The organism is Segniliparus rugosus ATCC BAA-974, assembly GCF_000185725.2.
Lineage (GTDB): Bacteria > Actinomycetota > Actinomycetes > Mycobacteriales > Mycobacteriaceae > Segniliparus > Segniliparus rugosus.
Genome location: NZ_KI391953.1, coordinates 1,671,625 through 1,682,874, shown reverse-complemented (window position 1 = coordinate 1,682,874; position 11,250 = coordinate 1,671,625). Strand labels below are relative to the sequence as shown.

Below are 11,250 nucleotides of genomic sequence, written 5' to 3'. Positions count from 1 at the left end.
CCATGACCGACACCGCCGCCGCTCCCTTGGTGCTCACCACGATCGACGAGCAGAACATCGCCTATGTGACCATCAACCGGCCGGAGAAGCGCAACGCCTTGCTGCTCGACTCCTACTCCGCGCTCGCCAAAGCCTTCCGCGAGTTGCGCAAGAACCGCTCGGTCCGCGCCGTCGTGCTCGCCGGGGCCGGGGAGAGCTTCTGCTCCGGCATGGACACGTCGGTCTTCACCGGGTCGAGCCCGGCCACCACGCTGCGCAGGCTCCTGGCGACGGTCACCACGGCCAACTTCTTCCAGGCTCCGATGTGGGAGATGCGCAAGCTCCCCGTGCCGGTCATCGCCGTCGTGAAAGGCCACTGCTACGGCGGCGGGCTGCAGATCGCCCTCGCGGCGGACTTCCGGATCGCCGACTCCACAGCGGAGTTCTCCGTCCTGGAGACCCGCTTCGGCATCATCCCGGACCTCACCGCGTCCCTCACCCTGCCCGAGCTGGTCCGCGCCGACGTCGCCAAACGCCTCGTGATGACCGGGGAGTTCGTGAAAGCGGACCAGGCGCTGCAGCTGGGCTTGATCACCGAGCTGGTCGACGACCCGCACGCGAGCGCGCTGGAGCTGGCGCAGGTGATCGCCAGCCGCTCCCCCGACGCCGTCGCCATGGCGAAACGGCTCTACCAGGGCGTCTGGAACCACGGCGCGCGGATCTCCCTGCTCGCCGAGCGTCTGCTGCAGGTGCCGCTGCTGGCGGGCAAGAGCTTCCGGATCGCCACCAAGGCGTACGCGGAGAAGACCACCCCGAAGTTCCCGCCCCGTTCCTGGTGAACACGCGTCGGGGGCAGCTGGCCGACGCGGCTCCAGCGTCTCAATCGCCGACAGGCTGGCTGTTCGTGGCTCCGAGCCTGGTCGGCCTGGTGTCGTTCATGCTCCTGCCCGTCCTCGCGGTGCTCTGGCTGTCCACCCAGGACTGGGATCTGATCGGGCCGAGCCGGTTCGTCGGCTTGCAGAACTGGCAGGCGGTGCTGAACGATCCGCAGTTCGGCCATTCCTTGCTCGTCACGCTCGGTTTCACCGCCGTCGTGGTGCCCGCGCAGACCGCGCTCGGCCTCTGGGTGGCGACCTTGCTCACCAAGGGGCTGCGCGGCTCCTCGGCGTTCCGGACGATCCTCGCCGTCCCCTGGGTCTGCGCGCCGCTCGCCATCGCGTTGATCTGGAAATGGCTGCTCTCCCCCACGGACGGCGCGGTGAACGCGCTCGTCGGCACGCGCGTGGAATGGCTCACCGACCCGAGCCTCGCCTTCCCCGCCGTCGCGGCGGTGAGCGTGTGGTCGCAGGTGGGCTATGTGGCGCTGTTCTTCGTCGCGGGGCTCTACGCCATCCCAGAAGACCTCGGGCAGGCCGCCTACCTCGACGGAGCCACTTCGCGGCAGCGGTTCTGGCTGATCACCTTTCCCCTCTTGCGCCCCACGCTCGTCTTCGTGTCGCTGACCGGAGTGATCAACGCGGTGCAGATCTTCGACCTGGTCTACGGGCTGACCGGGGGCGGGCCGAGCGGGAGCACCGACCTCGTCGCGCACCGGCTGTACGCCGAGGCGTTCGAGGTCGCAAGGCCGGGCCGGGCCGCGGTCATGGCGATCGTGCTGGCGCTCGGGCTCGTCCTCATCACGGTGGTCACCCGCCGCGCCTCGGAGCGGAAGGAAGCCTATGCCCTCCGGTAAGCGGGACTCCGTCTCGGCGTACCTCGTCTTGTCGATTGCGGCGCTGCTCATTCTCGCCCCGTACGCGTTGTCCGTGCTGACCTCGCTCAAGACGCCGCAGCAGTACTTCACCCGGCCTCCGCTCGACTTCCCCGACCCGGCGACCACGGCGAACTACACGGCGCTCGGCCACGCCGGATTCGGGCGCGCCGCGCTGGTCACCGCGCTCGTCGTCGCATTCCTCGTGCTCGGCCAGATCGTCTTCTCTGCGATGGCGGCCTTCGCGTTCGCGCATCTGCGGTTCCGGGGCCGCGACGCCTTGTTCTGGATGTACCTCGCCACGCTCATGGTCCCCCCGGTCACCACCGTCATGCCGTGGTATCTGATCATGGGGGAACTCGGACTGCGCGGCACGTTCTGGGCGCTCGTCCTGCCCTATGTCCTCGGCTCCCCGTACGCCGTGTACTTGCTGCGGGAGAACTTCCGCCAGATCCCAGAAGAGCTCATCACCGCCGCCAGGCTGGACGGCGCGAGCGCCTTCGACGTGTTCTACCACGTGATCCTCCCCGTCTCCCGGCCGATCCTCGCCACGCTGGCGCTCATCACGGTGGTCGCGAACTGGAACGGCTTCCTCTGGCCGCTCATCGCCACCTCTGGGCCGAAATGGCAGGTCCTCTCGGTGGCCACGGCGAATCTGCAATCCCGCGAAGTGGGGAACTGGACGCTGGTGACCGCAGCGACCACCGTCGCGATCCTCCCCCTCCTCGTCTGTTTCATCCTGGCCGGACGGCACATCGTGCGGTCCATCGCGCTCACGGGGTTGAAGTAAATGCCGCTGAAATCCTCGACCAAAGGGCTCCTCGCCTTCCTCGCCGTGTTCGCGCTGCTCATCGGAGCCGTCCTCTGGCTGGGCCGGGAGCCGTCCGACGGACGCGTCACGGTCACGGTGCGCCTGTGGGATCCAGAGGTCGCCGCCGCGTACCGCGCGTCCCTCGACGAGTTCGAGCGCGAACATCCGCAGATCCACGTGGAGCTGCGACTGGTCGCCTACGCGAATTACGCGATCAAGCTGCGCACCGACGTCGCCGGGGACGGGGCGGACGACTTGTTCTGGGTGGACGGGACGTATTTCGCGAACTACGCGGATGCGGGCAAGCTCCGCCCGGTCGACGACGCGCTCGGCCCGGAGGCGAAAGCCGCATGGGCTCCCGCCGTGGTCGAGCAGTTCAGCCGGGGCGGCACGCTGTGGGCGGTGCCGCAGCTCTGGGATCCGGGGATCGTCCTGTACTACAACAAAACGCTGCTCGCCGAGGCAGGGGTCGAGCCGGAAGAGCTCGCTGCGGCCCGATGGGACCCCGCGCCCGAGCACGACACGTTCCTGCCGCTCCTTCGCAGGCTCACCACCGCCAGCACGTGGGGCTTCGGAGCCTTCGAGGACTTGCAGGGCACGATCATGCCGTTCGTCGGGTCCGCTGGCGGCCAGCTCCAAAAGGGCGACCGTTTCGCCCTGGAGGACCCTAAAACCCAAAGCGCGCTGCAGTACATCGTCGATCTGATCAATCGCTGGCACGTCGCGCCATCGGCGGGCGACACCAACATCAACCCCGGCTTCACCCTCGACCAGTTCCTGCACGGCAATCTCGCGGTCTTCGAGTCGGGGCCGTACACCCTCGCGACGATCCAACAAAACGCGAAATTCCCCTGGGGCGTCGCGGTCGCCCCGGCCGGTCCTGCCGGGCGGGTGACCGTCACCAATGGGATCTCGGTGGCGCTGAACGCGAAATCCGCCCATCCGGAGGCCGCGCGCGCCGTCCTGGCCTGGCTCGGCTCCTCGGAAGGCAACGCTGCGCTCGGCGCGAACGGCTCGGCCGTCCCCGCGGTCATCGCCGCCACCAGCAGCTGGACTGAGCACTGGCGGGCGCTCGGGGTGGACACCGCTCCGTTCTTCGCCGTCCCGGACCGGATCCCCTCCCCCCGAGGAGCCCGTTACTCGGCGGCGGCGCAGGCGGGCAAGCCCATCTTGGACGAGATGTTCCTCGGACGGCTCCCCGTGCCGGAGGCCGCCCGCCGGTACGACGAGACGGCCAATGCGGTTATGAGCCCGTAGGCCCCGGCCGGTCCTTGAGCGGCAGCCGGTCCGAATCGACCGGCAGGTTCGCCACCACGGGGAATTTCCCGGTGTAGCCCACCCGCTCCTGCGCGATCGCGTTCACCCGATCCCGCAGCAGGAACCAGCCGAGGATCAAGAGCGGCAGCAGGAAGAAGAAGAACGCGCCGACCGTGACCGTGCCCTCGTACCGCTTGATCCACACCGTCTCAGTGTCTTTCGGCAGCGCCATGAGCGCCAGCACGAGGACGAGGAAGACGAGCGTGGCGTAGCCGGTGTACGGAGCCCCGAACATCTTGAACGCGGGCCGCCTGGCCAAGCCTTGTTTGCTCAGCTTGTAGAACTTCAGCTGGCACAGGATGATCGAGCCCCAACTGGCGAGGATGCCGATCGAAGCCATCTCGGTCGCGATGCTGAACACCTCGGCCGCGTCCTCGAGCAGGTAGTTCAAAATCACCCCGACCAGCGCGACGCTGCTGGTCAAAAGGATCCCCGGATACGGAACTCCCCGGCTGGAGATCCCGGTCATGAACGACGGCGCGCTGCCGTTCATCGCCATCGAGCGGATGATCCGGCCCGTGGAGTACAGCCCCGCGTTCAAGCTGGACATCGCCGAGGTGATCACCACCGCGTTCATCACGTCCTCCGCGTGGGGCACGTGGATCAGGGCGAAGAAGGTGACGAACGGGCTCTCGCCCCCGTACCGCGCGTACGGGACCAAGAGCGCGAGCAGGACCAGCGAGCCGACGTAGAAGACCGCGACACGGGCGATGACCGAGTTGATCGCCTTCGGCATGACCTTCTGCGGGTTCTTGGCCTCCCCCGCCGCCGTGCCGACCATCTCCGAGCCCGCGTACGCGAAGACGACCGTGGAGAGCGCGAGGAGCATGGGCGTGAAGCCCTTCGGCAGCCACCCGCCGGAGTTCTCCACCATCGTGACGCCAGGCCGCCAGCCTTCCTCGCCCGCCACGCCGAGGTGGTAGCCGAAGACGAGCACGATCAGAGCGACCGTGAGGAACGTGGTCAGCGCGACGACCTTCACGAGCGCGGCCCAGAACTCCATCTCGCCGAACCACTTCACCGAGATCATGTTCACCGTGAGCACGATGGACAGCGCGGCCAGCGCCCACACCCACGACGGCACCACATCGGTTTTCACCCAGAGGGTGATGTACTTCGCGACGGCGCTGGTGTCGCCGATGCCGGTCATCGCCCAGTTCAAGAAGAACATCCAGCCGACCCCGTACGCGGCCTTCTCGCCCAAGAACTCCCGCGAGTACGAGACGAACGAGCCAGAGGACGGACGGTGCAACACCAGCTCGCCGAGCGCCCGCAGGATGAAGAAGAGGAACACGCCGCAGAGCCCGTACGCGAGGAACAGGCCGGGGCCAACGCTGTGCAGTTTCAGCCCCGCGCCCATGAAAAGCCCGGTGCCGATCGCGCCGCCGATGGCGATCATCTGGATCTGCCGATTGCCGAGCCCCTTGTGGTAGCCCTCGTCCTCCTGGGACAGATACGACGTTTCCGGCGCGCCCTGATCGGTGGATGCGGTCAAACTGTGTTCCCTACTTCCTCGCGTCTGTCTTCCCGGCCCCGTCAGGCCGGCTCGCGCTCCCTCCGAAGCCTAGTCCGCAGACTCCGCCGCGTCACCCGAGCGCCCCTTCTCGTGCTTGCCGTGGTGCGCGCCGGCGCCGAGGTGGCGGGGGTCGTCGGGATCTTTGAGCGGGAGGTTCGCCGGGTCGACCGGCAGATTCGCGATCACGGGGAATTTGCCGGTGTAGCCGATCCGCTCCTGGGCGATCGCGTTCACCCGGTCGCGCAGCAGGAACCAGCCGCCGACGAGGACCGGCACGAAGACGAAGAAGAACGCGCCGACCGTGATCGTGCCCTCGTATTTCTTGACGAAGTCGGTCTCCCCCGATTTCGGCAGGCCCATGATGACCACGACGGCGACGAGGAAGACGAGCGTTGCGTAGTTGCTGTACGGGGCCCAGGGCATCCGGAACGACGGGCGGACCGCCAAGCCCTGCTTCGCCAGCTTGTAGAACTGCAGCTGGCAGACGACGATGGAGGCCCAGCCGCCCATGACGCCGATCGAGGCCATCTCGATCGCGATGCTGAACACCTCTTTCGCGTCCTCCAGCAAATAGTTGAGGAACACGCCGACCACCGTGAAGCAGCACGTGAGGATGATGCCGGGGTACGGCACGCCGCTGCGGTTCATCTTGCCGAGCGGCGCGGGGGCGCTGCCGTTCATCGCCATCGAGCGGATGATCCGGCCCGTGGAGTACAGCCCCGCGTTCAAGCTGGACATCGCCGAGGTGATCACCACCGCGTTCATCGCGTCCCCGGCCCACGGGGCTCCGAGGCTGGAGAAGAAGGTGACGAACGGGCTGTCTCTGCCGTAGTTGAGGTACGGCACCAAAAGCGCCAGGAGGGCGACGGACCCCATGTAGAAGAAAACGATCCGGAACAACACCGCGTTGATGGCCTTCGGCATGACCTTCTCGGGTTTTCGTCCTCGCCCGCCGCCGTGCCGACCAGCTCCACCGCGGAGTACGCGAAGACCACGCTGGAGAGCACGACGAAGAGCGGGAAGAACCCGTGCGGGAACCAGCCGCCCTCGGTGTGCGAGACCATGGCGGCTCCGGTGTCCCATTCCGGCACCGCGGGCGCGGGAGCCCCTGGCGGCGCGTACGCGGTCAGGTGCATCCCCCAGACGAGCACGACGACCCCGATGACCAGGAAGGTGACCAGCGCGACGACCTTGATGAGCGCGGCCCAGAATTCCATCTCGCCGAACCACTTCACCGAGATCATGTTCACCGAGAGCACGATCACCAGCGCCAAGAGCGCCCACGCCCAGCCGGGGACGACGTCGGTCTTCACCCACCGCCCGATGTAGGTCGCGATGGCGCTGGTGTCCGCGATCGAGGTCATGGCCCAGTTCAAGAAGACCATCCAGCCGACCGCGTAAGCGGCCTTCTCGCCCAAGAACTCCCGCGAGTACGAGACGAACGAGCCAGAGGACGGACGGTGCAGCACCAGCTCGCCGAGCGCCCGCAGGATGAAGAAGACGAACAGGCCGCAGAGCCCGTACGCGAGGAACAGGCCGGGGCCCGCGCTGTGCAGTTTCAGCCCCGCGCCCATGAACAGCCCGGTGCCGATCGCTCCCCCGATGCCGATCATCTGGATCTGCCGGTTCCCGAGCCCCTTGTGGTAGCCCTCGTCCTCTTTGGTCAGAAACGAGTTTGGGGGAGCTGCGAGATGTGCCTTATCCGTCGATACGGTCAAGCTCTCTATCCTAACGATCGAAATGAAATTAGTGCTTTGACGATAGCCCGGCGTGTGACGCACACCGAACTGTGCGTGTTACCGCTGTGTGACATCTTCACGTGCGGCACGTCACAGAGTATCGCGGTACGCGAGGACTCGCACAAGTACCTCGGCGAACGCTCCGCAGCTCGGGTAGCGCGCGCCCGGCGCTTTCGCCAGCGCCTTGTACAGCACCGAGTCGACGGCGGGCGGCAGCCAGCGCGCCCGGGACCTCGCGCTGGGCGGCGGAGATTTCAACTGGGCCCCCGCAACCGCCCATGTGGTCCCTTTCGGGAACGGCGGCTTCCCGGTCAGCAGCTCCATGGCGCTCGCGGCGAGCGCGTACTGGTCCGTCGCGGGCCCCACCTGCCCGTAATCGCCCCGGCGCGCGGCGAGCAGCTCCGGAGCCGCGTACGGGAGCGAGGCGAGGCGGTTCGCGTGCTCCGCCCCGTCGCGGATCTCTTCGGCGGAGCCGAAATCGCTGAGGTAGGCCCTGCGCTCTGGGCCAGCGGCGATGAGCACGTTCGCCGGTTTCACGTCCAAATGCACGACCTGGTGCGCGTGCGCGTAGTCCAACGCCGAGGCGGCCTCCCGCAACACCGTCTCCACCTTGCCGAGTTCGGGGACCGCGCCCCGCCTGGGGACCAAGGCCGAAGCGCTGTGCTGCGCGACGACCGGGAAGCTCAGCCACAACGTCCCGCCCGCCTCGCCGAGCTCGGTCGGAGCCAGGATGTTCGGGTGCTCCAAATCGCGCGTCACCACGTACTCGTGCGCGAACTGGTCCCGCTCCGCGGGATCGTCGGCGTACGCCGGGAACAGGATCTTGAGCGCCTCGAACCGCTTGGTCAGCGGCTCGCGGACCGCGTAGACCTCGGCGCGCCCGCCTCGTCCGAGGAACGAGACGACCTGCCGGTCCGCGAACCAATCGCCCTCGGCGAGCAGCCGCCCGCCGTGCGGCGGCTCAGACAGAGGACTTCGCGGGGTCTCCCGCCGCCACGGGGCTCAGAATCTGGACGTTCGAGTCGACAACCGCGTCCGCGAACACCGCGCCGAGCTTCTTGAGCACCGGCCCGGCGAGATGCGCGTCCAACGCCTCCCGGCTCGCCCACCGCTCCACGAACACGAACGCCCCGTCGTTCTCGTTGAGGCTGTACAGCTCGCAGCCGGGCTCGTGGTGCGTGGCCTCGACGGCCTCGACCAGCGCCGCGCGGACCTCGCCGCGACGATCCGGCTTCGGAGTGAGGACGGCGACCACGACAACGCTCATGCCCCTACAGTAGCCGCCTGCCGCCGGACGCGCTCCATGCCCTGCCACGAGACGGAGATATAGCGCTGCTTGCGAGGCAGCAGGAGCCAGCCGACCCGGACCGCCCTGCGGAAGACCGCGAAGCCGGCCGCGTCCAGCCGGGTCCACCGCCAGCCGAGGATCTCGCGCGCCTCCGGCGGCATACTGCCTGAGGTGACCCATCCGCCGAGCGCCATGACCGGGTAGCGCAGCAGGGGCCAGATCCACTTGGGCAGGAAGGGCGGGGCGGGGATCTTCTTGCGGTGGATGTCCCTGGAGAAGTCCGTCGTGAAGTTGCGGCCGAGCACGTCGCGCAACATGTGCGCCCAGTACCGCTGGAAGTCCTCGTACGTCCCGAACGCGGGGCGCTCGCTCATCCCGTACAGCCGCCACCAGGACATCCCTTCGGCCACGATCTGCCGCTTCTGCTCCTCGGTGAACGGTTTGCCGAAGATCTCCTGCGTGGCGATGATCGACTCGTAGAAGGTCACGTGGGTCCACCAATAGACGTCCGGGTCCAGCGCGTGGTATCGGGCCCCGTCGTCCGCCGTGCCCTTGATCGGCTTGTGGAAGTCGCGCACGACCTCGGCCCGGCGCTCGGGGTCGGCGGCGTAGATCATCGAGAGGATCGGCTCGACGGAACGGCGGAACCGGTCCATGGGGTCGGCGAAGAAATTGGAGTGCTGGCGCAGCGCCGTGTCGAGGACCGGGTGCATGTTCTGCAGGGTTCCGGCCCTGCCGAGCAACAGGAACGAGCGAAGGTCGCCGAAATGCTCCCAGGTGAGCGACCCCGGTCCGAGCGGGGCGGACACGTCCCATTGCGCGCTCTTCTCGAATGTCGCGGCGGCGGCGCGCGCGACCGAGTTCCCTCGCGCCAAGCTCTCTTGTTCCGATATCGGGGCCATGTCTTCCTATCTCTCTTCCGGAGTCCGCCGCGCGGCGGACAAGGTCTGGCTCACACCTGGCCAGAGCAGCCCCATGGTCGTGTCGACCACATCCGCCCTCGGCACGTCCGGCCGCTTCGCCCACCAATCGGCCACCGCGATCACCGACGCGACGAGCGATGCGGCGGCGACCTCCCGCGCGACCCCGCCAATGTGCCCGAGCAGCGCGGCGGTGCCGCTTCGGGCGAGCTCGCGCATGCGCTGCGCGGCCTCGGCGACGTCCGGCTCGGTCGACGAGCCCCCCTGGAAGATCCGCGCCGCCAACGGCCGCTCGGACAAGAACGCGAAGTACGCGTCGAGCGCGCCGCGCATGCGCTCCTCCGGGGTCCCGTCGCCGCGCACCTGCTTGCCGATCCGCGCCAGCAGCAGTTCGGTCTCCTCCGTGAGCAGCGACAGCATCAGCGCTTTTTTCGAGGGGAAATGGTCGTAGAGCACCGGTCGGGCGACCCCCGCCCGCTGCGCGATGTCGTTCATCGAGACACCGTCGTAGCCCTGTTCGACGAACGCGGCACGGGCGGCCTCGACCACCAGCAGCCGACGCTGCGGACCCTTCAGTCGGGTCTGCCGCGCCGCCGGGCGGCCCTGCGTCGGGGCCGATCCGCTCGTGTTAACCGACATATGTGTAGGTTAATGCATGGCGAGAAAAGTTGCCAGCCCCGGCGCCGCTTGCGAGACTCATGGCATGAACTCCCCGCTCTTGTCCGGCCTGCGCCGCATGACAGCTCGAGACCCCGAAGAAGAACACCGCGCGGCCACCCCGCTGGAGCTGCTCTTCGACTTGTGCTTTGTGGTCGCCGTGTCCGGCGCGGCGCACTACTTGGAGCATCACATCGCCCAAGGCGATTGGCGCCACGGCCTGATCGGGTTCTTCCAGGTCTTCTTCGCCGTCTGGTGGGGCTGGCTCAACTTCAGCTGGTTCGCCTCCGCGTTCGACGCGGACGACGCGCTGTACCGGATCACGACCATGGTGCAGATCGCAGGAGCCCTCATCGTCGCGGCGGGAGCCTTCGACGCGGACCGCCTTGGCGGCCCGGTGATCGTCGCGGGTTACGGGGTGATGCGTCTGGCGCTCGTCGCGCAATGGCTCCGCGTCGCCGTCTCCGAGCCGGCGTACCGGGTCACCGCGATCCGTTACGCGGTGGGGATCGTCGCGGCCCAAGCGCTCTGGTTCATCATGCTCGAAGCACTCGGCAGCCCCATCTTCTCCTGGTACTTCTGGATCGGGGCGGCCTTCGAGATCCTTGTCCCCACCTGGGCCGAACAGACCAAACCCACCCCATGGCATCCGCACCACATCTCAGAGCGCTACGGCCTCTTCACCATCATCGTGCTCGGCGAAGCCGTCTCGGGTTCGGCCACAGCCATCCGCGAGGGCATGGCGGAGGAGCATGTGCTGAGCAACGCGCTCATCCTGTCGGCTTCCGCCATCGTGATCCTGTTCGCCATGTGGTGGCTCTACTTCGAGCGTCCGGCGCACAACCAGCTCAACAACCTCCGCACCTCCATGACATGGGGCTTCGGGCACTATTGGATCTATGCGAGCGGCGCGGCAGTCGGCGCGGCGATCGGTGTGCTGAGCGAGCATTTGGCCGCCCGCGAGCACATCCTGTTGAACAGTCTCGCGCTCACCGTCCCCGTCGCCGTCTACGTGCTCGGCGTCTGGCTGTTGCAGTTCGACCGGTCCACGACGACCGCGCTCACGTCGGCCTGCTTCCCGGTCACAGCGGCGCTGGTCCTCGCGAGCTCGTTCACCCCGTGGCCGGAGGTTCTCACCGCCGTGCTCTTGACCTCCCTCGTGTCCCTGTTGAACATCCTCTGCGAACCGCAGACCGCCACGGCGGACGAGGGCGGCAGCGAAGACGCCGCCCTCCCCTGCTGAGCAGCCCCGTCGTTTCCCCTGGGCTCTTCT

The 11,250-nt window shown here is 67.7% G+C and carries 10 protein-coding genes and 1 pseudogene; 5 read left to right on the top strand and 6 right to left on the bottom strand.

The window, feature by feature from the left end; all coding sequences use genetic code 11:
- Positions 1–2 precede the first annotated feature (2 nt).
- From HMPREF9336_RS08305 to HMPREF9336_RS08290, 4 genes are read left to right on the top strand one after another with little or no spacing between them, the layout of a single operon-like run.
- Positions 3–818, top strand: coding sequence for a crotonase/enoyl-CoA hydratase family protein (locus HMPREF9336_RS08305; protein ID WP_007470838.1), 816 nt, complete (start codon positions 3–5; stop codon positions 816–818).
- On the top strand, positions 815–1,711 hold the full coding sequence (locus HMPREF9336_RS08300) for a carbohydrate ABC transporter permease (RefSeq protein WP_007470836.1): 897 nt from the start codon (positions 815–817) through the stop codon (positions 1,709–1,711). Before HMPREF9336_RS08305 ends, HMPREF9336_RS08300 begins: the two co-directional genes overlap by 4 nt.
- Positions 1,698–2,519 (top strand): carbohydrate ABC transporter permease, encoded by an 822-nt coding sequence (locus HMPREF9336_RS08295; protein WP_007470834.1) that lies wholly within the window; start codon positions 1,698–1,700, stop codon positions 2,517–2,519. Before HMPREF9336_RS08300 ends, HMPREF9336_RS08295 begins: the two co-directional genes overlap by 14 nt.
- 6 nt (positions 2,520–2,525) lie before the next feature.
- Complete coding sequence (locus HMPREF9336_RS08290; protein ID WP_051357309.1) at positions 2,526–3,797, top strand: ABC transporter substrate-binding protein; 1,272 nt, start codon at positions 2,526–2,528, stop codon at positions 3,795–3,797.
- On the opposite strand, the gene HMPREF9336_RS08285 is transcribed toward HMPREF9336_RS08290, so the two are convergent.
- The 6 genes and pseudogenes from HMPREF9336_RS08285 to HMPREF9336_RS08260 form a co-directional block, all read right to left on the bottom strand.
- The gene (locus HMPREF9336_RS08285) at positions 3,784–5,256 is read right to left on the bottom strand and encodes an amino acid permease (protein WP_007470830.1); all 1,473 of its coding nucleotides are present in this window, start codon (positions 5,254–5,256) and stop codon (positions 3,784–3,786) included. The two genes, HMPREF9336_RS08290 and HMPREF9336_RS08285, sit on opposite strands and share 14 nt — an antisense overlap.
- A 165-nt stretch (positions 5,257–5,421) precedes the next feature.
- A pseudogene (locus HMPREF9336_RS08280) lies at positions 5,422–6,986 on the bottom strand (amino acid permease).
- Between the two features lie 216 nt (positions 6,987–7,202).
- The gene (locus HMPREF9336_RS08275; protein ID WP_040584712.1) at positions 7,203–8,054 is read right to left on the bottom strand and encodes a serine/threonine-protein kinase; all 852 of its coding nucleotides are present in this window, start codon (positions 8,052–8,054) and stop codon (positions 7,203–7,205) included.
- A 19-nt stretch (positions 8,055–8,073) separates the two neighbouring features.
- A complete protein-coding gene (locus HMPREF9336_RS08270; protein WP_007470826.1) occupies positions 8,074–8,379 on the bottom strand; it encodes a putative quinol monooxygenase in 306 nt (101 codons plus the stop codon).
- On the bottom strand, positions 8,376–9,302 hold the full coding sequence (locus HMPREF9336_RS08265) for an oxygenase MpaB family protein (protein ID WP_007470824.1): 927 nt from the start codon (positions 9,300–9,302) through the stop codon (positions 8,376–8,378). The genes HMPREF9336_RS08270 and HMPREF9336_RS08265 overlap by 4 nt, the downstream gene beginning before the upstream one ends.
- Before the next feature lie 6 nt (positions 9,303–9,308).
- Positions 9,309–9,959, bottom strand: coding sequence for a TetR/AcrR family transcriptional regulator (locus HMPREF9336_RS08260; RefSeq protein WP_007470821.1), 651 nt, complete (start codon positions 9,957–9,959; stop codon positions 9,309–9,311).
- Positions 9,960–10,023: 64 nt separating this feature from the next.
- On the opposite strand from HMPREF9336_RS08260, the gene HMPREF9336_RS08255 reads away from it, so the two are divergent.
- Positions 10,024–11,220, top strand: a complete 1,197-nt coding sequence (locus HMPREF9336_RS08255; RefSeq protein WP_007470819.1) for a low temperature requirement protein A — start codon at positions 10,024–10,026, stop codon at positions 11,218–11,220.
- The last annotated feature ends 30 nt before the right edge of the window (positions 11,221–11,250 follow it).